We start from the raw sequence: 26,053 nt of genomic DNA, 5'->3' as shown, positions 1-26,053 counted from the left end.
TGCTTATCTCAGCAGTTATACAAGCCCATTCGGATGAACCGACACTCCGGTTGGCTGAAACGACATTAACCAGCTTGAGAACAGCGAGATTTCACCCCTCATCAAAGACAAGAACTTGATGAATACCTTGCTCCCAGCACAACGAATCCTGACTCAATGAAACAGGGACTGCTGATGAGATATTGGCTCGACCTAACAGAAAGATGGCGATCAGCGCCCAGATGTCTTCGGGGGAGACCTTATGTCCTTGAACTCAATTGGTTAACGTCAGTCGCGGCTAGCGTGTCATGCATTGGCCCCGCCATGAGTTTCGTGCGAATTGCTTTAAGCAATATAGCTAGATGGAGGCATTCAAGATTATTCCACAGCGTCGCGACGCCAGGCAATAGAGATTGAAGTTGTAGATCTATATCAATATTAATTAATTCTAATATAAATAATTAATTCCGATAGAAATGAAATTAACTATATGAAAATGATTATCATGTTAAATCTCCACAGCGTGATAATATGTGATTCATTTATATAATTAAGTTAATATTAGAAATTTATAATATAATATATCAATATATTTATATTATTTACTTGTTCGATTTTTGATTTATTAGTCGAAATTGCTTGATTGATATTTTGATGTGAGCACCCAACCGTAGTCAAAAGGGTTCCAAAAATGTGTATCGCCTGTAATCCTGGTATGGTTTCTTATCTTCAATCCATGGCTTCACGCCGGGATTTTCTGAAGTTTCTTGGCGCCGGCGCAGCTGCCACAGCGTTTGCCTGCTCGACGACGGAAAGCGCGCAAGCGCAAACATCGTCAAACGGTGTGCAGGACATAATTTTCAAGAACGGCACCATTTTTACGATGGATCAATCGCAATCGCGTGCGGAGGCCGTCGCAATACGCGACAATCGAATTCTAGCTGTTGGGACGGCAGAAGCTGTGCAAGCTTCAATACGGGCGGGCGCTCGAGTAGTCGATCTCGAAGGCCGCACTTTAATGCCGGGATTGATCGATCCACACATGCATTTTGTATTCACTGCATTTCAGGACTGGATTGACGTCAGCCCAATCTCCACGCCAGATTATGCAACTGTTTGGGCAAAGCTCCGTAAAGGCGTGGCTGATGCGAAAGCCGGAGAGTGGGTTCGTGCTCAGCAATTTGACGCCAGCATCACAAGCGGCGCTAAGATACCCACGCTTGCAGAACTGGATGAACTGGCTCCCAACAATCCCTTCTTCATGCAGGAGAGCAATGGCCATATAGCTTACGCCAATAGTGCCGCATTCAAGGCAGCCGGTATTACTCGCAATACGTCTGATCCTTCTGGTGCTCGCTTCGTGCGAGATAGCAGCGGAAATCTAACCGGGCGTATTGAGGAGATGGCAGCGCAGCAAGAATTCCTGACGGCTATGCCCTCTCCCGACGCAGTTGAGATGGTCGGGCGTGTGAAACAGCTTTTGACCCAGGCAAGCTCGGTTGGCTGCACCATGCTTCACGACTGCGGCATTGGCATCATGGCAGGCGCAAAAGATCTCCAACTCCTGGATGCAGTATTTGCCGACGGCACTTCCCCTGTTCGCTATCGCGGTATGTTGGTCTCAACGATAATGGACGAGTGGGAAAAAGAAGGGATCAAGCCAGGGCGTGGAGACGATATTTTCCGGGTCGATGGGATAAAGGCTTGGGCTGATGGTTCCAATCAGGCTCAGACGGGCTTTCAAAGGGAGAATTATCTGGGATCGAATTCACGCGGAGCGCTCAATTACACTCTCGAACAAGTCACCGAGGTGATCCGCCGCGCTCATGCGGGCGGGTGGCAGGTTGGCGTTCATGCAAATGGCGATGCAGCAATCGATATGGTGCTAGATGCGTATGAAACAACGCTAGGCAAGAACGCAGATAGCCCGCTACGTCATCGGATTGAGCATTGTAGCGTGTTTCACCCTGATCAGATGAAACGCATGAAGGATATGGGCGTCTCGCCTTCTTTCCTCATAGGTCATATCCGTTGGTGGGGCAAAGCGTTCCGGGATCGAATTTTAGGTCCTGAACGTGCTCAATTCTACGATCCTTGTGCGTCGGCACTCGCGGCCGGTTTGAAAATATCACTGCATTCAGATTGGAACGTGACGCCTATTGAACCGTTGCGGTATGTTGAAGACGCCGTCACACGTGTGATGAATGAGGGCGGAGACGTCTTCTTTGCCAATGAGTGTATCCCGGTCGAAGCTGCTTTGCGTGCTGTAACAATTGACGCAGCTTGGCAATGTCATATGGACGAAGATATTGGATCGTTACAAAATGGAAAATTCGCAGATTTTGCGATCCTAGAGCAAGATCCTACAAAAAAGGACGCAAAGATCTCTAAGATCAAGGTGAGTGAGACCTGGATGGGCGGGACTCAGCAGTTCAAGGCCTGACAGGGGAACGCTCGGCCCCACCAAGCTATCGCAGGAAGCGATAAGCTAAATGCCATCTCTGCAAAGCGGAATGGCCCCCTTAGGGGAGCCATTCCTGCTATTGGTCAGTGGGAAGCTTTTGACCTCATTGCAATATTAGGCGATCACCGCGCAATATTGCACGGCACCCCATTTCCCGCACTTCCACTTCTCCTTTTCGAATCTGTCTGGGATGTAGGACTGACATCGTCGCTCACCCTCAATGACAACAGCAATTTCAACATCAGCGCGTGACTGTCTTTAAACCGGAAGCATATGCGTCATGGGCCACTATTATTTATGGCCCACTGCCCTTTTCGACGATCCTTAAGGGATGCAAATTAAATAGCTATAACGGGTCAAGTCGCGCAAAATCTAGGACGATGAGACCAAGAATGATCGCATTTCCCAATGCCTTTCGAAAAGTGCTGAAATCTAGAGAACGTTCGTAATAAAAAAGACAGTGCCTACGCCGCACGCCAGTGCAATTGCGGCAAACTGTAAACTGGGCAGGCGGTCGACCACGTCTATTGTTTCTGGAGCCCGGGCTGACGTTGTCGCGGCTTGCTTTCCATCAATAAGGAGCGATTGTAACTTACTAGATTTGTGGAAGCTATTCTCGTCCATGATTTTTCCTCCCATCTTCGCCCCATTTCTGTTCAACAGATTATTTTTACCATCGAGACAAAAACCGGTCATCCCTAACTTTCGATTATTTCTGCGACGTTCGATAGATGGAGGATCCGAGCGAATGGTAGCTTACTAAGCGCACCGACGAAATTAACCCGGATTGTCAGTGACCAGCTGGAACTCAGGAGCGGGAGGTATTCTGAGAAAATGTCAAAAGCCCCGGCACGTCTCCCAACATCCCGGGGCAGCGCAACTGGATGCGACCAAACTTCCTTCCGCTGCGCAGCATGCATTTAATCAAATCCAATCCGCGTGAAAAGATGAAAACCTTGTTGCCACTACATTCGGTCGACGGCTAAGACGGCTCGCGTACCCTGTTCATTTGAACGGACCCGTGCAACAGTCGACGAAGACCGGTGGCTCGTTGCCGATAGAGGCGACCACGGGGCCATATCAGTGATTTATTTCGACGAAGCCGTTGGGTTCTCCTTCGCGAACCAACGGGTTGAGAACGAAAGTGCCCATGGAGTTAACGCGGCGGCAATATTGATATCCAGCAAGGCTACGTCAAATTCGAAGCGACCTGCCACATCGCTTGCATGTTCCGAGAGTCCAACAGGCCTCAGGGTATGCGCACCAAGCTGCGCTTGTACTGAACCGCGGCGCTCGCCTGAAAGGTAGTGATCACAGACAATGGGCTAAGTTAACGGCACCCAAAAGAAGACACCTGACGCACAGAGAATAAGACCCTACTATTTGGCATACGTATAAATAGAACAGGTATTCTTCCAATATTTCTGAATTTAAATCAAAAAGAAAGGCTACTTTCTTTAATTTATATAATTTCTTTTATTTATAGCTGAATAAATTACACAGAAGTTTATGTTTTCTTTCTTCCAATGCATTTAACGAGTAACCGAAAGGTCGATATTAGCTTGGAGGAATATGAGTGACTTTCCTTCTGAAGAGAGTACAAAAGAAGGAATAGCAGTGAAGTCCTGTAACTTACATTCCGGACCTGGATGAGCCTAAATAAACGCTTGCCATAAATCTCTTTTCTAGACTACGTGGTTCGTGTGTCCGTTTTCGATGTTCTTAGCTCTAACTTATATCTTCAAACTGAAGATTTGCCTCCCAATCGCAATCCAAGAAGGATTGCGAGATAACCCATTACAACCGAAATCAGTAAATATAACGACGCTGACACCATATTTGCCGCTCCTCCAGCCATGAGAACATAGGCACCGTAAACGAAGGTGGAGAACGTAGAAAGCCCACCCATAATACCGGTTGAGACCAATGTGTTCACGTCTTCGCTGAGTGAACCTTTCTTATAAAGACTAGTTGAGAGCCCGAGTAGAAACGAGGCGGCAACATTCGCAACCAGGACGGATATTGGAAAACCTTCTGAAAGGTTCGGTATACCCAACATTAGAAATTCTCGGACCATAGCACCGACGGCGCCTCCGACGAATACGAGAATGATTGTGTTCATCATCGCAGTTCCCTCACCCAATCAAGTTTGCAAGAAGCGCTCCGAACGCCGCTGCGGCCAAGCCGAGAAGCACAGACCCCAGGAGATAAATAACTGCCAAGCTTTCGTAATGCTCGCGCGCTAACTTAACTGCATCAAGTTGCATCGAGCTGAACGTTGTATACCCACCAAGGAAACCAGTTAGTACCCCAGCCCTCAATAAATCGCCAAAGCGATCGTACCACTGCACTGTGAACAAAACAGACAGAAAGCCGATTGAAAAAGCACCAGTGACATTGATCAAGAATGTTCCGAGCGGGAATTTGCCCTTGTAGCATTCACCAGCAAGCGCACCCACCCACCACCTAAATAACGACCCAAGCCCCCCTCCGAGGCCAACCCACAGTATATCCAATGGCACCATTGAGCCCCTCCACGCCAATAGAAACAGTTGTGACCGCATTCGATGAATGCAAGTTATCACCCTTATTGACTTCTGTGTTCGAAAATTCTTTCCTAAGAACTATACGTGACACTTATTTTTCACTTACGGTTACTTGGTTGTATGACGCACTTAATTTGATTGAAGGCTGATTTCCGCGCTAAACGATCTAGTCACACATACCATCGTTCTGTAAAATTCGTCGAGCTAGCAGCAGCCGACCAATGGCAACACAGCGTCGGCGCCTCCATTATCTAATTTCAACTCGAGGAGACAGACTCTGGCAGTCAATTTCCAGCGCGGATTTTTCTCGATCTGACAGGGGCAGAGTGATATTCGCCCAACAGGCACGGGGTGACACATATTGGGGCGACAATTATTTGTAGCTCGACAAATGCGTTCGTCTCTCAAACATCAAACCTTGCGACGATCGCGCTTACGAAAACCTCAACGGAATTGAATGATTGCTCTAAAAAAGGTCCAAAAACACTGCCAATTCAGCACTCGATTCAAAAACACCAGAGATCTTACGACACGATCTTCTCCAGCGCTACCGCAAGAATGGCGCTGAATAAATTCCAAGAGATGGCTCAGCTTAAACGGCCCTTTAATAGATATTCTCTAATTAGCACCAGATGTCAGGCTTTGGAACGGGGATACTATGCTTACAGATTTTATTGTTGGCTCGACAGTGGGAATCGTCGTGATGCTGGTTCACTTGCTCGCAACCCTTTGCGTCTACCTATTCGTTCATCTGCTTGGCAGTAAACTCAACGAGAATAGAGTAATATTCTTGGTTGTATCGCTGATCAGCTTATATATTATACTTTTTATCTGCCTATGCTGCTGTGTGACAATATGGGCGCTGACATATTATCATATGGGCCTAGTCGATAACTATGGCGATGCCTTTTATACAGCAATGTTGAATTACACGACGCTAGGATCCGGAGACCTCAGTCAAATCGCTCGAACGCGTCTGTTCGGACCTATCACAGGAGCCAGCGGTATCTTGATGTTCGGATGGGCAGCAGCCTTGCTGGTGTATATAATCCAGCTGCATTTGCCGGGGATGCTCAAAAAGCGCTGGGAAAGTTAAACCATCCGCGCACCCTTCCTTTTGAAAGCCGCATTCGAAGACATTTTATACAATTGCGGGAGAGCGTGTGGATGAAGGCCGTTCTGCAAATTGTCTTCAGCAACCGGGACTCTGGACTACGCCGCACTTGATCGTTTGAGCCAACAGCGACTGTATGATCAACGCTACAAGCATGTAACAATTCAAATCGTCGGATTAAACAGACGACCGATTTCTGAACGTTGGCAAAAGGGAAAGTTTATCCAATCATTGTGGGCAGCATTATCCGGCGCGAAAATCCCTGGGGGTGTGCAGTTCGATTCTGCTCGTCTCGGAGGTTGAGCCGTACTGGCCGGCTATATGCGGTTTGAAATCGCTACGGTCCTTCAAAGCTTGGCATTACACTGAAGCGTTTGTGAACAGAGTCAGAGGGCTCATATTAACACCATCTGTCGTATCAATATCCATGATATCGCCAGAGGAAAGAAACGGTCAAATATCTCTCACAATCTTGATAACAGCAGACGCCGAGCGTAGCTCCCGGATGAAAAAAGTATTACTGTCAACATCGGTTGCAACACGTTGGGACTGATCTTCAATGCATCTTTCTCAAAGGATCAGCGGGCCTTTCCAAAATATCGCTGCCAGATTGATTGTAAGGAACTAGCTGTGTATATACTGGAAGAAAACCGCTGGGTACAGTGAGCTGAGAGCAGGACATGAAATTGAAAAGAATGCATATTTCGTTGAGCGTAGTCGTTGCTTTTATATGCATCGGACTTTTAGTGGCCTACAATGTAGACCTTGGCGAATGGAAAGCCGACCAAGTCAACTCAGAATAGTTGCACTTCACATAAACACGTCTGCCAATAGCGAATAAATCAGTCGCTACGGGAGTGATCATCAAAAACTGTTCTTCTTAAAGTTGATTCATTTTTGCACTATTACCTTCGTCCTGTCGGTAGCACATTCATGCGATTGGCAGCGGCAATTTGATCTATTTCGACGAAATACCTCATCGTGAAATGAAATTGAGTATGAGGGTAGCGTCGGGGCAATTAGTCAACAGTTATGCTGAGCATGGTAGGGCCTCGAGACCAAGCAGCAAAATAGACCAACCAAATACTGTGCATTTGGGAAGTGGATAAATACCAGATCGACATGGAACAGCACGTCTTCGTCCCACTTTACTCCGCACGACATGGCCTGCTCCTCGGGTGCAGCAGCCGTTGAATTTCGGTTTGTTCAAAGTTGGCGCTGGAACAAGGGCTGTCAGCCGGTAACGTTTATGACGCCTCGTGCCTTCGAATAAGTTCCAATAAGGCGTGCCCGCAGGAGAACAGTATACTCAGCAAAATGAAGCTTCCTGCAAACGAGGGTGACTATCACTCTAACCACTGCGATCATGGCTGGTGAATTGGGTGCCAGTTGCATCGCGTTAATTTGAAAAGGAACTGTTGATCTTATCATCGCCGCCAAGCGTTATGAGCTTATCAACCAAGCCTTAATCCGGGCTGTTTATTTCCAATTGTAGCGAGGAGCCCCTCATCGTGGCTTATCGCCAATATGCCAACTTGGAGTTTGTTGGCAAAGGCCAGCAAAAAATGCCAGATCTGAGCTTGAGCGACCGGATCGAGGGCAGAAGTAATCTCGTCTGCGATCAAATAGCGTGGCTTCGCACCAAGGGCACGCAGTATCGAAACACGTTGTAATTGCCCTCCAGACAACTCATGCGGATATCGTTCAGCCCAATCTCTTTGAACACCCAACGCACGCTCTAATTCCGGGTCAACCGCTCCAGGCTCTCTAATCACTTTTCCGATACGCCATCGCGGATTCATAGCGGAGAGTGGAGACTGATGCAGATATTGTACGGGCCACCAGTGGTGCAAATCAGATCGTTGGTTATCGAGCGTAACTTCACCTGAATCAGGTCGACGCAATCCGGCCAAAATCCGCCCCAAAGTGGTTTTTCCGCATCCCGACGGGCCCGAAACACAATAAATCTCGCCTGGCTTTACACTCATTGAAAGGTTTGAAAAGACAGTTGCCTTCCCGAACAATACGCTAATATTTCTTGCTTCAAGCATATGCGTTAAAACCGTTCTGCGGCAATGCACGCCACATCGATTGTGCATATCGGGAATTCAGCTTCTCACCTGCACCGCTAAAAGCTGAAACTGGGGCCACACAGCAAATTTTACCTTCGTTGAGAATTGCTATCCGGTCAGCATAGGGAAATACCGAAACAAGATCATGCGTTATGAGTAACACTGCACCGCCATTATCAGCCTGCTTCCGCAATTGTTGAAGGATCGTATCACAATTGAGCGGGTCCAAACCGGCGGTTGGCTCGTCTGCAATTAACAGGGCAGGTCCGCCCGCAGTGGCTTGTGCCATCAAAATGCGCCGCGCCATGCCCCCAGAAAGCTGATGGGGATATAAGCTAGCAACTTCAGAACTTAGTCCTACTTGTTCTAGACGAGCTTTAATCTGCGGCGTTTTACCGGCGCGTCGCGCCGCCCAGCTTATAAGAGACCCGGTATCAGCTGTTGGGTCAAGGTAAGTAGTTTGTTGCGGAAGAAAAGCAATTTCACGGCCGCGTTTTTTCATAAGGACCGGTTCAGTCAACAATGAACTCTGAAAATACACGCTGCCCTCAACCATAGCATTGGGTGGCAAAAGCCCAAGAATGGCATGCGCCAATATACTTTTCCCGGCCCCTGAATGCCCGATCAGTGCCACAATCTCACCTTGAGCAACGTTAAGGTCTATATCCGACAAGCGAGCGATGCGCTCTTGCCGGAAAAGCCCGGTGTACCGGCTGAACGAAACGGAAAGTTTTGTTAATTCCAACATCAGATCTGAGCCTCTCTTGGATTAGTGAGCCGTCGTATACCGGTGGCAATCACATCGAAGCACAACACCATAATCAACAAAGCCAATCCTGGGAAAAGCGCGAGCCACCAGCGTCCCCCCATGATGTTTTTCATCGCATCCGACAACATAATCCCAATGGCGGGCCTCGAAGGCTCCAGGCCGAAACCGATGAATGTCAGGCCAGCCTCGTGCAATATGGCATGTGGAAACATCAGTAAAAATCCAACCAGCATCTGCGGTAACAGGTGCGGCAGGATGTGGTTGAGGAGAATAAAGCTGTGTGACTTACCAAAGCTCCGCGATGCTTCGACCCAACGCGCTGCCCGAACCTGAAGAAGCTCAGCACGCAAAATTCGAGCAAAACGTGGCCAGTGAGAGACCGCAACTGCAATGATCACAGCGCCAGTGCCACCGCCTAAAGCAAAACTGATCAGAATAAGTAACACTAGATGCGGCATCGACAACATTCCATCAATGACAAATGCGCAGAGAGCATCTGTCACTTTACCAAAACCCGAGAGCAACACGACAACAAGTGCAATGATAACAGAAAGGCTTGCAGCTAGAATCCCGACTCTTAGACTCAGTGTCAGCCCGTGCATGGTCCGCGCGAACATATCACGCCCCATCTGGTCGGTTCCAAACCATTGGGAAAAGGAGGGGGGCATATTCCTTACTGCGAAATCTGCCCTTATCCCTACATCGCCGTAGAGCCAGGCAGACAAAGCGAGAGTTGTGATAATAGTCAGGGCGAAAAGCGTGCTTAACAGTGCCCGTATTCGCCCATTGAAGGAGATTTTTCTCATAATCCCTCTTTCAAGCGCGGATCAGCGAAACGGTATAAAAGATCGGCAATCATATTTCCCGTCGAGACTATCACTGTTGTCAGTATCGCAATGGCGAGAAGCAGTGCGACATCGCCGCGGATACCTGCCTCCACAGTGGCGCGTCCAAGGCCTGGCCAAGAAAAAACTTGTTCTGCCAGAATGGCTCCACCAAATATCTCGCCAATCGACGCAAATAGAACAGTAAGGGCTGGCAAAGCAGCATTGCGAATACCGTGTCGCAGGATAATATCCGTTTGGGTCGCACCTTGAGCACGGGCAAAAATAATGTAGTCAGATTGCAAAACTTCCATGAGTTTGGCGCGCGAGTGCAAAGCAATCTGGGCCACACCAAAGAGGGTCAATGCAGACAATGGCAGGACCAGATGTTGAATGCGTTCAACAAATGTTACCTGATCGGAAGGAACCCCAATCGGCCCCGCACAGCATATTGGTGTCCACCCAAGCTGTACGGAAAATAGCGCAAGCATGAGCATGCCGAGCCAGAATGTCGGAGTGGCGGCAAGAACATAGCAATAGAGCCTTATCATGCGGTCGATCCATCGACCTTCCCAAGCGGCTGAAATAAGTCCGAGACCAAAGCCAAGTACACCGGACAATAGCCACGCCAAACCGGTCAGGGTTAGCGATATCCAGATGCGGCTGCTCAAAGCCTCACTGACGGATGTATTATAGGTAATGCTATAGCCAAGATCGCCGGTGAGAATATTACCGCTCCAGTGCAGAAATTGCTCATGGAGTGGTCGGTCAAATCCCCAGATAGCAGCGATCTGCATTTTTTGCTCTGGTCCGACATACGCGATCGCAGGGCCAAGATACGCATTAACCGGATCAAATGGCGACGCTTTCAACAAGACAAACAGAGCGAGAGCTACCACGGCGATCAACGCACATAGACGCAACAGCCGCTGCGCGATCAGGGCCAGGATGTGAACCGTCACTCGCAGATCCACCGCCAATTGGCGATTGTTGCGGTAATCGGCCAGCCGTGACCATGCGGCTCAATCTGGGTTTGGCCGAGATCGAGACACTTATTTACGAGATAGACGTGGTCAAAATTGACGAGCCATGCCCATGCATTATCTCCCTTTAAGCCGTAGTGATCCGCTGCTTTAGACCAGTACGGCAATGATGCCTCCAGACTCTCTGCCCCTTGTGCCTTTTCGAACAGAATTTCGACGTCCGGATTAGCGTAAAAGCTCGGGTTCATATATTCAACGCCAGCGAGTTTTTCAGCAAAAAGACTGTAAAGCTGGTATGGTGAATGGCTGCCGAAGCCAAACATTACTGGCTCGGAATTCATCACACGCCCGATGGCGTCCCAGCTTGCGCCGCGCGGTGTTGCGTCAATACCGAGTGGGCGAAGCAATTCGGCTGCAGTTTCAGCCAATGCTTGCCGTGTCGCATCGCTTGCAGGATAGTTGATAGGGAAAGCAGCCCGTATACCGTCCTTGACACGCGTACCATCACTGCTAACAACCCATCCAGCTTCATCAAGTATAGCCTTCGCGCCATCAAGTTTAAACTCGATCTGATCCGATTTTCCCGACCATGGAAGCCCGTCGGCCGGGCCGAAAGCCGGCGTTCCATGGCCATGCAACGCCACATCAACGATAAGCTCGCGATCTAGACCTTGATTAATGGCTTTCCGAATTGCCAAATCAGACGTGACATCATTGCCGATTTTACGACCGTCAATCACTTTCGGTTTTATAAGAGGCAAACTGATGCCACGATTATCGACAGTTTGAACCGACACGGCCTTGAAGCCATTTGGAACGGCATCTGCAAGCTGGGAAGGTACCGCTACCATATCAACCGAACCAGCACTCGCCGCCGCCAGGCCAGCATCGGCGCCTGTAAACAGGAATGTGACTTTCTGGAATGGCGACTTTTCGCCGTAATAGGCGTCATTTCGCTCAACGATCAGCTGTTCACCTTCGTTCCATGCAACAAACTTGTATGGGCCGGAGCCGATAGGTCGACGACCATATTCCGGGCCATAAGCATTAGCAGGAACTATACCGAGAGTATAGAAAGCCTCTACAAAAGTAATCCAGGGCTTAGCGAGCGAAATACGAACAGTGTTTTTATCAAGCGCCTCGGCCTTTTCCATGACACTCATGTCAATCGCATTGGCTGAGGTTTTAGCAGTATTGAAAGTGAAAGCGACATCATCCGCCGTTACCGGCGAACCATTGGAGAAGCGAACATCATCGCGTATTTGGATGGTCCAAATCTTATGGTCGTCCGAAAGCTTCCATTGTGTTGCAAGATCAGGCTGGGTATCGAGATTAACGTCCCTGCGTAAAAGCGTTGATTGAAAAAGCGGGTTACCGTAACCGCCCCAACCAGCCATTGGATCGAAACCGTTCTCTGGCTCACCGCCAATTGCAAGAACCAATGTATTTTTTGGTGCTGCAACGACTGATGTAATCCCACTCAGACCCACAACCGCCCCGAGGAAAACGCATGCCCACTTCATCCCGCCCTCCGAAGTATGATCTTTTCCTATAATCATCTTACTTGTGGAGAATTCGCGATGCAACAAAGATATACGCAAGCTCGGAATTATTATTGTATTTCGACTTTCCGCCTAGCAAGTTATATAGCCAGAGCATAATTACTCTGGCTATATAATCATATTGTATGGGAGATTTATAACTTTTTACTTATCCATATGCTTTTTCATACCCCAAAGATTAAAAGCATTCTCACCATAAAGCTGGTCATCTAGACCTTCACGCTGAATGTCGTCGGAAACGCGCAAATGACCGGTAGCATCCAAGATTTTGAGAAGGATGTTGGTGATGATCCACGCGTAAGCGGCCACGATCACAACGGCGAGCACCTGAACGCCGAGTTGATAGGCGCTTGCCGAAACCGCATTGATGCTGGAGCTGGCTGTAATACCAATCAGGATAGCGCCGGTCATGCCACCAACGCCGTGTGCACGCCAGACCTCCAGTGTATCATCAATCTTCAGCCACTTCTGGACGTACTTCGCATTAAAGCAGGCCGAAGCGCCAATCGCACCTATGAGCAGCGCGGTGATAGGTTCAACATAACCTGCGGCGGGAGTGATAGTTGCAAGACCTGTTACTGCCCCCACAAGAACGCCGGAGAAGGACGGCCGACCGGACTCCTTCCACTCCCAAATCATCCACACCAGCATGGCAACAGAGCCAGAGAGCATGGTGTTTGTGAACGCATAGGCAGCCAGTGCATCTGCAGCGTAAGCGCCGCCTGCGTTAAAACCGAACCAGCCGAACCACAAAAGACCAGCGCCGATGGCAACCAGTGGCAGACTTGCAGGCTGGGATTCTGCCTCACCCGCTGCAAATTTACGTTTACCGAGATATTTTGCAGCGGCCAGAGCCGAGAAACCTGCGGATACGTGAATGACGATACCGCCCGCAAAGTCTACGACGCCCAGTTTTGCAAGAAAGCCACCCCCCCAAATCCAATGGGCGGCTGGAAGGTAAACGAGGATCGTCCACAAGGTGATGAAGAAAAGATAAGCGCCGAATTTGAAGCGCCCGACAAATGCACCGGTCATCAGCGCCGGCGTAATGATCGCGAACATCATCTGATATGCAAAAACCATCATGAAAGGCACGTTTGGAGCAATCTCCGGATTCGGATCGATACCTACATGGTACATGCCAAAATAGGTGGTGAAATCGCCAATGACGCCGCCTATCGTTGGACCGAATACAAGGCTGAAGCCGCCAAATACCCAGATCAAGCCAACCACGCCCATACATACGAAGTTCTGTATCATGATCGACAGTACATCGCGCTGTCTGACTAGCCCACCGTAAAACAAAGCGAGGGCGGGTGTCATCATACAGACGAGTGCAGTGCAGATTAGAATAAAGGCTGTATCACCCGCATTGATAGAGTTCATATTGCACTCCTTCAGAACTGAAGTTCAGATTCTTGCTCGGTTATAATCCAGATACCTTACTTATCTGTCAGTATATGTTGCTGGACAGGGCGGTGTGGATGGGGCGCGAAGAGCTTCTTTGGCGCAACAAACAAATACATTGTTAGTACATATGGCGCTGTAAACGACGGGATACCCATTGGGGACATGATCACATCGTAAGCACCCTGAATAAACACTGTCGTAATGATCGCAAGTACGGCGTATGCGATGACTTTGCGGTCAGTTTTGAGGAAAACCACCCCTACTGCGATAGCCGTCAAAACTGGGCTGAAACCGTATAGCCCCTGAATGACAACGGATGGTTCGGCCCGCATGAAAATTGCTGTGCTCATGGCGATCACTGATCCCAGAGCGGCAGCGATGCCTGCAGGACGTGAGGCAATAAAGATGCCGATAAGAATGATCGCGCCACTAACCTCATTCCCCAGCAGGAAAACCTGCCCAATATTGCGGAAGAAAATCTGAACGAGCTCAATATTGGCGGGGATGGTCGTCGCACCTTGCACATAGTCCGATACCAGCTTCGCACTCTCGCCGGTTACGGCGAGTGACCCAAAAGAATAGGCTCCCGCGACCATCAGCCAGCCCGTGAGGACAAAAGGACCTGTCGAACCCGGAATGCCCCAGCTTTTGGTAAGGGTTGCACTGAAGGCGGAGGTAATGACTGAGCTAACCGCTGACCCCACAATAATATAGAACCAGAGCTGCGGTGACGCGGCAATAAAAGTTGGCAAAGCGACGCCAACTAGAATCCCGTTGAAGCCGAACAGTCCGGCATTAACGGAAGGCCTGTCACAATCGAGCCCCTGCGCTGTTAGTGTCGCGACAAGCAGGCCGATAACTGCGCCTATTGTGGTGGCCCAAACACCTGTTGCGTAGGATGCGTAGGCGATTGCGATGAGAAACAATAATCCCGTAAAGGCATTCTCCATGAAAAAGACTTGTCCGGATCCTCGCAGACACGCCAGTGGAAAATTATTCTTCTTTTCAGCCATTCGAACATCCCCTCTCGATCAGCGCCATAGAAATTCTTCTGGCAGACTACGCCCCCGCACCTCTTCTCTTACGATCTGCCAGAAGCGCCGAACCTCGGCACGAACATCGTAACTCTCAATGCCTACAGCGCGTAAAATAAGCCCCGCATTGTTAGGCAATTGCGATACGCCAGATACTGCGCGCGGTGCGTCGGTGCCAAAATTGACCTGCACACGGCCTTTGATACGCTCGGCTACATCAGGCGGTGTTAAACAGATGATATTCGCGAACGCATCAAAGCCTCGCATGACGGCTGAGAAATCAATAGTCGGATTGCCTTTCTCGATCAGCACCTTGTCTGCAAAAAGTCTCTTTCCGTCCGGGCGTTTGGCCGTGATCTGCATAGATAGAAGATCGAAGCCGAAGCGTTCGCTCTCGTCGTGATGCTTACGTCCCGTCATCATCATCTCGCCATAGAGCAACGTTGCGCGCTCATCGATAACAATGTCTGTATGGTTGATGAAACGGGAGTTACGATAGGGAATAGTGAAGTCAGGCAGATATTCCAGATAGCTATCTGCTTCCAATGTTAAGGTTTGATATTGGGAGGCGTAGTTGGCGTCCATCTGATGAACACGATTTGCACCTTGTGACGTAACCTGCGCGCAGGCGCCCTCGCCCACTGAAATATCGATCTTATAGCGGTCGCCTTGCAAAATGCCGCCGCCGATCGAAATGATCGAGCATATCGGCAATTCTGGCATTGCTTCATCCCAGTAGAGCGCCTGCTGCACCAAAAGTGGTGCAACCCGGTAAAGATCATGGAGCACCGAGCGGCCGTGGCGTATGGAAAACCCTAGGCGCAACTCGCCAATCTTACCCGGCCCTGCAGCACGCATCTGCGCGGGTTGTGTGTGATACCCACTCAGTTCTCGTGCTGTATCGATACGTTTTAATCGCTCGTGCAGGCTCATGAGCTTATCCGACCGCTTCCTTGTCTTGTACTAGCTCTACATCGAAAAGTGCCATATCAAGGATTAGTCTCATCAGATCGTCAACGCCTTCACCCGTCTTGCAGTTGGTGAAAACGAAAGGCTTCTTGCCGCGCATAAGCTTCGAATCGCGGTCCATGACTTCGAGGCTAGCACCCACGTGAGGCGCGAGATCCTTCTTGTTAATGACCAGAATATCCGACTGGCACACACCAGCACCATTCTTGCGCGGGATTTTATCACCAGCGGCAACGTCGATGACATAGATGAAAAAGTCAGCCAATGCAGGACTAAAGGTAAGCGTGAGATTGTCGCCGCCCGATTCAATTAGGATCACGTCGCTGTCAGGATATTTCTCTTCCAACTCTTCAACAGCGGCGATATTCATCGAAGGATCTTCGCGAACGGCGGTATGCGGGCACGCGCCGGTTTCAACACCGACGATCTTCTCTTCGATGAGAATGCCGTTGAGGGTTCGGCGCACCTGTTTGGCATCTTCGGTGGTCACAACGTCATTCGTGATGATTAAAGGCTTGATGCCCAAAGCGATCAGGCGTGGCGTGATTGTTTCAATCACTGCTGTTTTGCCAGAACCAACAGGTCCACCGATACCAATACGCGTGATCTTCTTCATAATTCATTCCTGTTCTAAAATGCTATTCAGTTCATGAATAGACGGACATGCGTTTTTGTGTGATGGGCGACCAGGACGTCGAAAACAGGTGCAAAGCTGGACATTTCGTCGAGTGCAAGGTCGCAAATATCGCTGTAATCGCCTTCAACGCGGTTTTGTGCAGCGAACAATATCCGCTGCGTGTCGAGATGGTCGATACGCATCAGACGCACCGCAGCACTCATGATCATCGATGCAACGCCATATTGATGCACAACGAAAGCCTGCTTTTCGTCTGCGCCCATATGTGCAAGTGCCATTGCCTGACCCACCGGAAAGCATCCCGGAGTATTGCCGGACTTAATGTCTTTCAGCCATCGCTCGAGCGATGGAAAGTCGCTGATCTTGAGAGAGAGTTCCGCAAATTTCTTACCCATTCGGGAAAGCATGAGCTGTTGCTCCTCACCGACACGGCGGTCCCATATCTCATGATCGGCTGCAAGCAGCGCGTCATAGTCGTTGGCTACAGTCGCGCGATGCGCATGAAGAAAAGCGATGCCATCCATGTGGGCTGCTTGACGAACCACCAGCTCGACAAACTGTTGCAAAGTGGCGGTATTGGTTACCACCTCCGTCTGCAATGCGGATTCCAGGCCGTTTGAAAACGCAAACGCTCCAACCGGTAGCGTAGAGTCCGAAAATTGCAGCAATCTCGCTAAAAGAACCATGTCCTGCATGGAAGCCCGCTTTTCGTTCTGTGTATCCGACATCATCTAGCCGTGATGGTGATCATGGCCATCATGAGGGTGGTCGTGGTTATGCTTATGGGAATGCAAATCATGGTTCCGATCATGATCATGGGCACCATGGTGATGATGCGGCGTTGCATCAGCGCCCGCAAAGAGCATGCGCACTTCTCTGGCGTCGAGCTTAGCGGCGATTTCTTCGCCCGGCGCGAAATATGTTTTTACCCGATCAAAAGCATGCGTGCGCATGACCGATGCCATCACCTTCTGATCGACAGAAAGTGGGACATAAACGGTGGCACCCTTGATGACGGCGGGCCAATGCTGATTACCCAGACCATGACCCAGCTCAAAACATATGCGCAGGATTTCCTGCGGTGCAAGATCCTCAAGACCCTGAAGCTCGATCACCATGACTTCCTTGAGGGCGATCCGTGCGACAACAATGATTTTGTTCTCTTGGTCGTAATAAAGCACATCACCATCGTGCAGATGCTCAGAACGAGGTAGCGAAATAGCCAGCTCAATGCCACTTTCACTGGCTTTGCGAAGACGGCTTTTAGGGGCTTCCCACTGCTCCATCGCAAGATAATCGACCGCAGCGTCGTTTGCGCGATCATGCCAAAGGGAATCTTTGATGTTGCCGAGTGTCTTCTCAACGAGAATCATTAGTTGCTCCGGAAGCTTACAAATTTCATATCTTCGCTGGATCAAACTCACAGGATTAGTGATTTCATCCGGCGCAGTCATTTTTAAACCCCAAGGAAGGAAAATTCCTGGGGGCTCGTCAAGCTAGCTGAAGAAGTACAGCTGCGTCAGCGGAATATTGGTAGCCGGTTCAACCGTTGCATGTTTACCATCAACGGTAACCGCAAACGTTTCCGGATTGACTTCAATAGTTGGCAAAGCACTGTTGCGAACCATTGAACTTTTGCTGATTGTGCGCGTCCCATGCACAGGCACAACTTGTGACTGAAGCTCGTAACGGTTAGCAATACCTGCATCAAAACCGGCAAGCGAGGTGAACGTGACGCGCGTTTTAGGCAATGTACTGCCCAAAGAACCATACATAGGGCGGTAAAGCACTGGCTGCGGTGTCGGCAACGAAGCATTCGGATCGCCCATCAGTGCCCATGAAATCATGCCGCCCTTGATGACCATTTTTGGCTTCGCGCCAAAAAATGCGGGTTCCCAGAGAACTAGATCGGCCATCTTGCCGATTTCAATCGAACCGACCACATGGGATACGCCCTGCGCGATAGCCGGATTGATCGTTACCTTGGAGACGAAACGCAAAACGCGTTGATTGTCGTTACCGGACTTATCACCTTCATAGGCACCGAAACGGATCTTCATCAAATGTGCGGTCTGAATCGTGCGCAGCCAGTTTTCACCCACGCGGCCCATTGCCTGACTATCACTTGACAGAATCGAGATTGCGCCGATGTCATGCAACACGTTTTCAGCAGCAATGGTTTCGGGACGAACTCGGCTTTCAGCAAAAGCGACGTCGGTCGGAATCTTCGGGCTAAGATTGTGACAGATCATCGTCATGTCAAACAATTCGGCCTGTGAGTTGATGCCATATGGCAGTGTCGGATTGGTCGAGCTTGGAATGACATTCGACTGACCAGCCACTCGGATAATGTCGGGCGCGTGCCCGCCGCCTGCGCCTTCCGTGTGATAAGTGTGAATGGTGCGGCCTTCAAAAGCGGCAATCGTGTTTTCAACGAAACCCGCTTCGTTCAGCGTATCGGTATGGATACAGACCTGAACATCATAGTCATCAGCAACGCGCAGCGACGTGCGAATAGCTTCCGGCGTACTGCCCCAATCTTCATGGATTTTAAGGCCCATGGCGCCGGCGCGGATCTGTTCTTCGATTGATGCGGTTGATGATGAATTTCCCTTACCCAGAACCCCGGCGTTAACAGGCCAACCGTCGAACGAGCGCAACATCATTTCGATGTTCCACGTTCCCGGTGTAATGGTCGTGCCATTCGTGCCATCCGTGGGGCCAATACCGCCGCCAAACAAAGTCGTTACGCCATTGCTGAGCGCTGCTTGAGCCTGCTGCGGTGAAATGAAATGTACGTGAGCGTCAATGCCGCCAGCAGTCAAGATCAAATGTTCGCCTGATATAGCATCAGTGCCCGGACCGATTGGAAGCGTTACACCGGTCATCGTAGACGGGTTGCCTGCTTTACCGATCCCATAGATCAGGCCGTTCTTAATGCCAACGTCTGCCTTGATGACCCCCTGAACTGGATCCAGGATCGTTACGTTTGTTATGACAAGATCCGGGGCGCCAGCTGCACTGGTATATTCGCTGTCATAGCCCATGCCATCGCGGAGAGTTTTGCCACCGCCATAGACGGCCTCTTCACCGTAAACACGCAGATCCTGCTCAATTTCAATATAAAGATCAGTATCGCCCAGACGAATTTTGTCGCCAGTCGTTGGACCGTAAAGGTCCGAATATTGCTGCCTTGAAATCTTTGCCATCTCATTATCCTGTTCGCTGATATGTGGGGCGGGCAATTACGACTTATTCTTGAAGCCGTATCGCTCGACGCGCTCCATTGCATCCGTCAGGCGAGGCCGAGTCTCGTTGTAACTTTCTTCACCGACCCAGCCGTTTACCAGGCCATTGAACCCGAGCACACGCTGTTTGCCCTGATAAGGAACAAGAACAACTTCCTTTTCATCGCCCGGCTCAAAACGCAAAGCGGTTGTCGCAGGAATATTCAAGCGCTTGCCAAATGTCTGCTCACGATCGAATTCGAGAGCCGCATTGACTTCAAAGAAATGATAATGCGATCCGACCTGAATTGGGCGATCACCGGTGTTACGAACCTTTAGCGTGGTGGTTGGGTAACCGGCATTAATTTCAATATCACCTTTGCCGAGAACCAGACCCCCAACAGGCGCTTTACTCTTGTCTGCAGCCATAACTGAGCCTCCCTGCGGGATTACTGAATAGGATCGTGGACGGTAACCAGTCGGCTGCCATCGGTGAACACAGCTTCAACTTGTACGTAAGGTATCATCTCGACAACACCTTCCATCACATCGTCTCTCGTGATGGTCTTGCGGGCGAGTTCCATGACTTCTTCAAGGGTTTTACCGGCGCGCGCGCCATCAAGCGCTGCGACGGCGATAAGGGAAACTGTTTCTGGATGATTGAGTTTCAAACCTTGATCTTTACGACGCTGCGCAACGATCGCGAGCGTATAGATCATCAGTTTATCAATTTCTCGCGGCGTGAAATGCATACGAAACCTCCGTCCGAAGAAGAGGGGAAAACGGCATTCAGTCGCCTTTTATACCACCCCCCATTTTATTCACCACGATTAAGCTAACAACGCAACTTTAATGGAGCAAGATATATTTGCTCACAAAGCGAAATAAAATTAAGACGAGATATGAATAAAGACTATCCGCTTCATAATTCTTCAGAAGAATATCTAAATTCATTAATTTGCAATTAAGGTAGATCGTTAGAATCCAGCGTCAAATTTTGCCTAAAACGAGAATCCAGGACACCGCCATGATCATACATAACACCGTAACAACTGCACCCGTTCGCGCAAATTCGGCAAAAGATATTCTAATGCCCCGTGCCGCCGCCTGCTCGACCACGATAATTCCTGCCAGACTTCCAAAGACGATCATATTGCTTGAAAAGCCAGTGCCTAATGCGAGTGCCGCTCCTAGCGCATCAGCACCCGTACCCGAATGAAGATAAGGTACGAGCAACATAACCGCTGGATTATTGCCGACCAGATTACTTAACACGCCACCTACTAACAGAAGCGAAATCGGTTCATTAAGGTCAAGACCGGCTTCCCTTAAATGATTGAGCAAGTCTTGCGGAAGACCCGTCGAGGAGACTGCGGCGTTAACGATAAACAAACCCATAATCAAAAGCAGGAGATCTCCGTCGACATGCTTTAGCATGTCATGTGAAGAAATTTTTCGGCTAACCAACAAAATACCCGCGCCCCCCATAGCGACCAGCTCACGTGGAAGATCACTGAAGATGAACAGGCCAATGACGACGATTGCAACCACTGCGGTCTTTGCTGTCTCCATCAGATCGATTGAGCCGGCTTCAGATGTATCTGTTGCCGCGGACATTGGCTGCTTCAGCTCCCAACGGCCGCGATACGCAAACACAATCACACCCCAGACAACGGGCAAAGAAAGGACGGCTGGCAACGCAGCAATTTTCAGAAAACCATTGAAAGACAATCCAAGTTGCTGTGCGGTAATCATGTTCTGCGGACTACCGATAAGGGTGGCCGTGGAACCCGTATTCACAGCAAAACAAAACGCAAGAAGGAAAGGGACCGGGTTCAATCCTCGCGCCAGACTGACAGAGACCAGTAATGGAGTCATGGCAACAGCAACCACATCCTTTGTCAAAAATGCTGAGAATGCCGCGCCGGTAATAATCATCACGCCGACCAGATGCGGTGGCGACAATGGCAACTCCGTCATCCTCTTTGCCACCCAGCCATAAAAGCCCGATACCGAGAAACCTGCCGACACGACCATCAGGCCAAACAACATTCCCAGTGTTCGATAATCAATCGCGTTCCAGGCAGCCTGAGCGGTTATACTGCCGACCACCAACATCGCCAACGCTCCAATAATCGCAGCGCCTGTTCGGTCAACTTTGAAACCTGGAAGAGTTCCGCAGCCCATCGCAAGATACACGAGTAAAAAAACGAGAACTGTCAGATCCATGATTACTCACTATTGCAAAGGTAAACGTCGCCTGGCTTAGTTTTCTGTCGATAGAACATTTTAAAGCAATGGTTTCAATGCAATATTTCAATACTCGCCCGGACAAGACTGCGATTAATTCCTGAGAAATCACCAAGTAAAAATTCGGACAAGCCCTTTGTTCCGGCCGACACTCACGAAGATACTAATGTGAGTGACTGTCATGGGGAATAATTGAAACATCCCCATAAACCACGGCGCGCTGCGAAATGATTGAGTTCGCAAACTCTTTTACCGACTTCACATCTCCTCTGAGAAGGCTCACCTCAAGGCAAAGATCCTCGTTTAAATGAACATGCAACGAAGCAACGGACATATTGTGATGTTCGTGATGCGAGCTAGTCAGTTTTTTAGCGAGGTCACGCGCATCATGTTGAAAGACGTAGCTTAAAACACCAACACATTGCCCTGAGGAATCCGATGCAACCGCTGCCTCATTCATGCTGGAACGCACAAGATCGCGGACTGCTTCAGAACGATTGGCATAACCTTTCAAAACAATCAGCGCATCAAGATCTTCCATCAGACCATCATCCACTGTGATTGTAATTCTCTGCATCAGATATACCTCTCTCGCACCAATTCATGCACAGTAAGTGAGAAATCAAAATTAGTGGTTTGAATTTGACGCTAGAACCCCAGCCTACGTAAACCCCGTTTCAAACGTCAAACTCGGTCCCTAGATACAAAAGCTTGCTCGTAGTCATTTGGGTTCCACACATTTGTTCAACGCCTGCATAGAGGAACACAAATGTTGAAATCAGACCACGAGAAAAAAGACAAGTGGGGGTTGAAAGGGAGAAAAAGGGATAGCCAGTATTCTCCGATTTCAAACTTCTTATCATTTCAACGCCTTACTGGAGAAATGCGTCCGTCGCGTCAGGAAGATTGAGGCGCGAAATCTTCTCGAGTGACGCAACTTTAAGTTCTGTCACAGAAAACAGCCGTTGAAGATCGAACTTTGTGAAATTTATACCGCTATAAGTTCGCACGTAGAACTGTTTCTTGTTGAGATCAGCAAGAACAGTCCATGACGTGTATTCAGTCTTGTATTCCTGTTCATTTGTGGCCGAAATGCCTTCAATATCCAACCCGCCAGACTGAGGGGGGTCAATCGTTATGCCGCGGGGCCGATCGAAATTATTCATAATGTGCGCAAGTGCGGAAACTGCGTTTCCAGGTTGTGTTTTTTCAGCGAATGTCGAGTAATATGCAGCGCGAACAAACCGCCCTACTGATGTGTTGGACGCCGGTAGCCCCGCGGTTGCAATTCCAGAATCCGGCTGAGTGACGTCCAGTCCACCAAATTTTCCAGTTGACTGATCGAGATTGGTCAGAAACGTATAATTATTCAGGTTGGTGAGATGCCAGGTGAATTCCGGGCCGTTCGTCATCACACCAACAGGGTTATCATAAACATTCTGTTTTTCGCTAGAAAACTCTATAACGATTGATTGCCCTAAGGTGTCATGCACCACGAAATGGAAAGGCGTTTTGGCACCATGCAGGGGCGCAAGCGATGTCAATATAACGGTATCTTCAGATAGCTTTGCTTTAACATCACTGGCGGTTTCAAACTGCCCAAGCACCCATGCGCCCAGATCAATAGCTGCGAGCAAAGCCTTGGTTTTTTCTGCATTGTCAGCGGGCCCTGATGCGCCGGCGTAGGCGAGTACGCTAAATGTTAGACCTTTCTCATTGACCCCTTCAACGATCTTGAGATCCGCAAGGCTGCCATTGGGTACAGCGATTGCAAAGATTGCATATTTCGCCTGAAATTCAAGTGGACTGTGGTCGTCTACAACCGAGGTAAACCGATGTCCTTTGGGGATTGATGCGATAACGTATGGCAATTCCATCGATAGTTCCATGGTGCGCCCAGCATACGCCCCCGCATTTGCATCCTTAAATAAAAGAGCAGTACAAGCGAACCAAAACTCCGGTGCCATCTGAGAACTTTGAAAATCAGCAAGAAATGGCAGAACAGTTGATAGAACAGACACTTTATGCCCCCCTTGGAAAAGACCGGATACGATTAACGTAAAATGCTTATTTTCTAGAAGTATCAGCTGATTACGACATGTTCAAGTAATTACAAACCAACTGCGACAGTTATGGATGAGGGCATTCTAATCGCACCGTTTAAACTGACCTTGAATTTGAACAATGCAATTATACGCGGCATTCTTGGCAACAATTTTTTCAAGAAACTTGTTGATCACACAGTGGAACCCGGATTGCTTATAGCGATATCATTGGCTTCAGCAGCCGGGGCAAGTTTATCCACTTCAGCTATGAAGGCATCCAGCTTAGCTGTTTCAGGTAGTTTATGGATGGCTTCACAGCCAACAAGGTAATCGTCCACGCGACCGACGAGTTGTTCAGCGTCATCGATGCGCGGCAACCATAAGAGCGCTTCCTTGCTTGTAGGAGGTGGCTCTGCCAGAAAGCTTTGAACCCATTTGCGCAGGCCAAATATCTCGACGTAAATGTTATGCCGTTCTTCAACGGTATCATCAAACGAGCTTTGGCTGGCTCCCCGCAGCCCATCGATATATTTCGCTATCGCCTTGAGCGGCTTGTCATAGCGCGTAGCGAACGAAACTTTCACCGGTTTTGGCCAAATAAAATAGCCGAAAACAAGCACAATCACGGCACCAAGAAATGTATCGATCAGGCGCTGCGGGCCATAGTCAACGGTCGGCCCTGCCACAATGAGATCGATCAAAATCAAAATGAGTGGAGTGAGGAAAGCACATTGCCAGGCGTAGTTTTTAAGTGAAGCCCAGGGAATAATTGCGCTCAGAAGACCTACCACGACGACAAGGCATAGCCCTTTAGGTACCAGATAAAAGATCAGGATCCCGAGCAGAACTCCAACCATAGTACCCGCGCTTCGCTGCAAAGAACGCACAAACACGGAGCCAAAATCGGGCTTGAGTATCACAGCGACCGAGAGCGGAATCCAGTAAGAGCGATTTCCCGGAAGATAGAACTCGGCAAGCATTGCAATCAGCATGCATAAGGCTAGACTGAAAATGTTCACCAGATCACTGCGCGGCGCTTCAAACTGAGCACGTAGGCGGCCTTCATTGAGACCGCCAAGTTCATGGGAAAGACTTCGCAGGGAAGGTGTTTGCGATGAGCTTACGAACCAAAGTGGAGCGCAAGCCAGTTCCCACATTTGCGCGACCAGAGTGGCGACTGCGCCATTTTCCAATGCTGGAGCGGTCGATGAGCGTTGTATTCCGGGCTTGAGAACAGCCTTTGACATCAGTTCAAGCGATTGAGCAACCTCACTTAAATTGCCAGCATCAGCCTGTTGGGTTGCTAGCACAACAATCAACCGATCCGCGAGCGTAAGAATCTTCTTCCCTGTTTCAAAGTCTTCGCTGCCATCAGCTTTGCGCGTTTGCGCCCGGAGGATAACGCTATAAGCATTAGCTTGCGCCTCTATCGCTTCGTGCAAAGCAGTTTTGATTTCGGCATTGTCTTTCGGCTTCCGCGACGCGACGCGGGCAAGATTTGCCAAAGACGCGAACAGCAGCGAAGTGAGTTTACGTTCTGGCTGTTTCGGAATTAATATCGCTTCTATGCCCAGAAGGAGTGCTGCATATAGCGCTCCAAGACCAAACAAGAGCGGCATCGTCATAGATAATGACGACTGCGTCGCATGGGAGGCGACCACCGTCATAATCAACATTTGAAGTGCACCAGCCGAAAAGGTCTTTCCCCAGAAGCTGATCCAACCGGAAACCATGGCAATCAAAACAACACCTGCGATGGTTAGCAGACCTTGTTCGGCAATAACTGAGCCAATCGCAAATCCGCCGATACCGAACGGAACGGCCGTAAAAATGCGATTGAACCGGTCACGATAAGGATCGGTTTGCACGCTTATTGCCGATAGCAAACCGCCCAAACAGACGAAAAGCGCCGCTACAGCATTGCCACAAAGGAACCCGATGGTTAACGGCACGGTGGTTATAAGCGCAAGCCTCAGGGAGTGTCGCCACGGCCAGTAAACTACCGGCTGCACGTTGAACACATTACGCATCCACGTTTGCGGCGGATCACTCATTGCAAACAATGCCCATATGACACCTGCTTTTGCGATACAGCCTATTCTGGCTGAACCCATCAGACGAAAATCGCCGTCGCAGTCCATAGATGTGCTACAAGAAAGTTATACTTT

Annotated in this window: 22 protein-coding genes; 2 read left to right on the top strand and 20 right to left on the bottom strand. The window is 49.4% G+C overall.

Features of this window, described 5'->3' with window-relative positions; genetic code table 11:
* The first annotated feature begins 670 nt into the window (after positions 1–670).
* Positions 671–2,422: an amidohydrolase gene (locus KMS41_21235; protein QWK81082.1), complete on the top strand. Its 1,752-nt coding sequence runs from the start codon at positions 671–673 to the stop codon at positions 2,420–2,422.
* 1,762 nt (positions 2,423–4,184) lie between these two features.
* Here the strand turns inward: KMS41_21235 and KMS41_21230 are convergent.
* The gene (locus KMS41_21230; protein QWK81081.1) at positions 4,185–4,568 is read right to left on the bottom strand and encodes a CrcB family protein; all 384 of its coding nucleotides are present in this window, start codon (positions 4,566–4,568) and stop codon (positions 4,185–4,187) included.
* Between the two features lie 10 nt (positions 4,569–4,578).
* Entirely contained in the window at positions 4,579–4,968 is a 390-nt protein-coding gene (gene crcB / locus KMS41_21225) for a fluoride efflux transporter CrcB (protein ID QWK81080.1), read from the bottom strand.
* A gap of 679 nt (positions 4,969–5,647) precedes the next feature.
* Between crcB and KMS41_21220 the strand changes: the two genes are divergently transcribed.
* Positions 5,648–6,085, top strand: a complete 438-nt coding sequence (locus KMS41_21220; GenBank protein QWK81079.1) for a potassium channel family protein — start codon at positions 5,648–5,650, stop codon at positions 6,083–6,085.
* 1,472 nt (positions 6,086–7,557) lie between these two features.
* Here the strand turns inward: KMS41_21220 and KMS41_21215 are convergent.
* From KMS41_21215 to KMS41_21130, 18 genes are all read right to left on the bottom strand, one after another.
* The gene (locus KMS41_21215; protein QWK81078.1) at positions 7,558–8,154 is read right to left on the bottom strand and encodes an ATP-binding cassette domain-containing protein; all 597 of its coding nucleotides are present in this window, start codon (positions 8,152–8,154) and stop codon (positions 7,558–7,560) included.
* Complete coding sequence (locus KMS41_21210) at positions 8,147–8,923, bottom strand: ATP-binding cassette domain-containing protein (GenBank protein QWK81077.1); 777 nt, start codon at positions 8,921–8,923, stop codon at positions 8,147–8,149. Before KMS41_21210 ends, KMS41_21215 begins: the two co-directional genes overlap by 8 nt.
* Positions 8,923–9,750 carry an ABC transporter permease gene (locus KMS41_21205; protein QWK81076.1) on the bottom strand — a complete coding sequence of 276 codons (828 nt, stop codon included), beginning with the start codon at positions 9,748–9,750 and terminating at the stop codon, positions 8,923–8,925. The genes KMS41_21210 and KMS41_21205 overlap by 1 nt, the downstream gene beginning before the upstream one ends.
* A complete protein-coding gene (locus tag KMS41_21200) occupies positions 9,747–10,709 on the bottom strand; it encodes an ABC transporter permease (GenBank protein ID QWK81147.1) in 963 nt (320 codons plus the stop codon). The genes KMS41_21205 and KMS41_21200 overlap by 4 nt, the downstream gene beginning before the upstream one ends.
* A 17-nt stretch (positions 10,710–10,726) precedes the next feature.
* Entirely contained in the window at positions 10,727–12,274 is a 1,548-nt protein-coding gene (locus KMS41_21195; protein QWK81075.1) for an ABC transporter substrate-binding protein, read from the bottom strand.
* 183 nt (positions 12,275–12,457) lie between these two features.
* Positions 12,458–13,699: an ammonium transporter gene (locus KMS41_21190; GenBank protein ID QWK81074.1), complete on the bottom strand. Its 1,242-nt coding sequence runs from the start codon at positions 13,697–13,699 to the stop codon at positions 12,458–12,460.
* Between the two features lie 56 nt (positions 13,700–13,755).
* Positions 13,756–14,736: an urea transporter gene (gene yut / locus KMS41_21185; GenBank protein QWK81073.1), complete on the bottom strand. Its 981-nt coding sequence runs from the start codon at positions 14,734–14,736 to the stop codon at positions 13,756–13,758.
* Positions 14,737–14,754: 18 nt separating this feature from the next.
* Positions 14,755–15,690: an urease accessory protein UreD gene (locus tag KMS41_21180; GenBank protein ID QWK81072.1), complete on the bottom strand. Its 936-nt coding sequence runs from the start codon at positions 15,688–15,690 to the stop codon at positions 14,755–14,757.
* Between the two features lie 4 nt (positions 15,691–15,694).
* A complete protein-coding gene (gene ureG, locus KMS41_21175) occupies positions 15,695–16,342 on the bottom strand; it encodes an urease accessory protein UreG (protein ID QWK81071.1) in 648 nt (215 codons plus the stop codon).
* Positions 16,343–16,368: 26 nt separating this feature from the next.
* Positions 16,369–17,049, bottom strand: coding sequence for an urease accessory protein UreF (locus KMS41_21170; protein ID QWK81146.1), 681 nt, complete (start codon positions 17,047–17,049; stop codon positions 16,369–16,371).
* Positions 17,050–17,094: 45 nt separating this feature from the next.
* Positions 17,095–17,736 (bottom strand): urease accessory protein UreE, encoded by a 642-nt coding sequence (ureE, locus tag KMS41_21165; protein ID QWK81070.1) that lies wholly within the window; start codon positions 17,734–17,736, stop codon positions 17,095–17,097.
* 123 nt (positions 17,737–17,859) lie between these two features.
* Positions 17,860–19,572, bottom strand: a complete 1,713-nt coding sequence (locus KMS41_21160; GenBank protein QWK81069.1) for an urease subunit alpha — start codon at positions 19,570–19,572, stop codon at positions 17,860–17,862.
* Between the two features lie 36 nt (positions 19,573–19,608).
* Positions 19,609–20,019 carry an urease subunit beta gene (locus tag KMS41_21155; protein QWK81068.1) on the bottom strand — a complete coding sequence of 137 codons (411 nt, stop codon included), beginning with the start codon at positions 20,017–20,019 and terminating at the stop codon, positions 19,609–19,611.
* Between the two features lie 20 nt (positions 20,020–20,039).
* Complete coding sequence (locus KMS41_21150) at positions 20,040–20,342, bottom strand: urease subunit gamma (protein QWK81067.1); 303 nt, start codon at positions 20,340–20,342, stop codon at positions 20,040–20,042.
* Between the two features lie 238 nt (positions 20,343–20,580).
* Positions 20,581–21,819, bottom strand: coding sequence for a transporter (locus KMS41_21145; protein QWK81066.1), 1,239 nt, complete (start codon positions 21,817–21,819; stop codon positions 20,581–20,583).
* 184 nt (positions 21,820–22,003) lie between these two features.
* Positions 22,004–22,417, bottom strand: a complete 414-nt coding sequence (nikR, locus tag KMS41_21140) for a nickel-responsive transcriptional regulator NikR (GenBank protein ID QWK81065.1) — start codon at positions 22,415–22,417, stop codon at positions 22,004–22,006.
* 295 nt (positions 22,418–22,712) lie between these two features.
* Entirely contained in the window at positions 22,713–23,807 is a 1,095-nt protein-coding gene (locus KMS41_21135) for a linear amide C-N hydrolase (GenBank protein QWK81145.1), read from the bottom strand.
* A gap of 269 nt (positions 23,808–24,076) precedes the next feature.
* Positions 24,077–25,999, bottom strand: coding sequence for an FUSC family protein (locus KMS41_21130; protein QWK81064.1), 1,923 nt, complete (start codon positions 25,997–25,999; stop codon positions 24,077–24,079).
* Positions 26,000–26,053: the final 54 nt, after the last annotated feature.

It is taken from the genome of Ochrobactrum sp. BTU1 (assembly GCA_018798825.1).
In the GTDB taxonomy this organism is placed as follows: domain Bacteria; phylum Pseudomonadota; class Alphaproteobacteria; order Rhizobiales; family Rhizobiaceae; genus Brucella.
Note: the sequence above shows the minus strand (reverse complement) of the source record. Positions and strands in the feature narration are given on the sequence as shown.

Bases quoted from the DNA above. Each gene is read 5' to 3' on its own strand.
- KMS41_21155 (QWK81068.1), bottom strand. From the start codon at position 20,019: ATGGCTGCAGACAAGAGTAAAGCGCCTGTTGGGGGTCTGGTTCTCGGC.
- KMS41_21150 (QWK81067.1), bottom strand. From the start codon at position 20,342: ATGCATTTCACGCCGCGAGAAATTGATAAACTGATGATCTATACGCTC.
- KMS41_21220 (QWK81079.1), top strand. From the start codon at position 5,648: ATGCTTACAGATTTTATTGTTGGCTCGACAGTGGGAATCGTCGTGATG.
- ureE (QWK81070.1), bottom strand. From the start codon at position 17,736: ATGATTCTCGTTGAGAAGACACTCGGCAACATCAAAGATTCCCTTTGG.
- KMS41_21145 (QWK81066.1), bottom strand. From the start codon at position 21,819: ATGGATCTGACAGTTCTCGTTTTTTTACTCGTGTATCTTGCGATGGGC.
- KMS41_21170 (QWK81146.1), bottom strand. From the start codon at position 17,049: ATGGTTCTTTTAGCGAGATTGCTGCAATTTTCGGACTCTACGCTACCG.
- KMS41_21135 (QWK81145.1), bottom strand. From the start codon at position 23,807: ATGGCACCGGAGTTTTGGTTCGCTTGTACTGCTCTTTTATTTAAGGAT.
- yut (QWK81073.1), bottom strand. From the start codon at position 14,736: ATGGCTGAAAAGAAGAATAATTTTCCACTGGCGTGTCTGCGAGGATCC.
- KMS41_21195 (QWK81075.1), bottom strand. From the start codon at position 12,274: ATGAAGTGGGCATGCGTTTTCCTCGGGGCGGTTGTGGGTCTGAGTGGG.
- nikR (QWK81065.1), bottom strand. From the start codon at position 22,417: ATGCAGAGAATTACAATCACAGTGGATGATGGTCTGATGGAAGATCTT.
- KMS41_21210 (QWK81077.1), bottom strand. From the start codon at position 8,923: ATGTTGGAATTAACAAAACTTTCCGTTTCGTTCAGCCGGTACACCGGG.
- KMS41_21205 (QWK81076.1), bottom strand. From the start codon at position 9,750: ATGAGAAAAATCTCCTTCAATGGGCGAATACGGGCACTGTTAAGCACG.
- KMS41_21130 (QWK81064.1), bottom strand. From the start codon at position 25,999: ATGGGTTCAGCCAGAATAGGCTGTATCGCAAAAGCAGGTGTCATATGG.
- KMS41_21160 (QWK81069.1), bottom strand. From the start codon at position 19,572: ATGGCAAAGATTTCAAGGCAGCAATATTCGGACCTTTACGGTCCAACG.
- ureG (QWK81071.1), bottom strand. From the start codon at position 16,342: ATGAAGAAGATCACGCGTATTGGTATCGGTGGACCTGTTGGTTCTGGC.
- KMS41_21215 (QWK81078.1), bottom strand. From the start codon at position 8,154: ATGCTTGAAGCAAGAAATATTAGCGTATTGTTCGGGAAGGCAACTGTC.
- KMS41_21190 (QWK81074.1), bottom strand. From the start codon at position 13,699: ATGAACTCTATCAATGCGGGTGATACAGCCTTTATTCTAATCTGCACT.
- KMS41_21180 (QWK81072.1), bottom strand. From the start codon at position 15,690: ATGAGCCTGCACGAGCGATTAAAACGTATCGATACAGCACGAGAACTG.
- KMS41_21235 (QWK81082.1), top strand. From the start codon at position 671: ATGTGTATCGCCTGTAATCCTGGTATGGTTTCTTATCTTCAATCCATG.
- KMS41_21230 (QWK81081.1), bottom strand. From the start codon at position 4,568: ATGATGAACACAATCATTCTCGTATTCGTCGGAGGCGCCGTCGGTGCT.
- crcB (QWK81080.1), bottom strand. From the start codon at position 4,968: ATGGTGCCATTGGATATACTGTGGGTTGGCCTCGGAGGGGGGCTTGGG.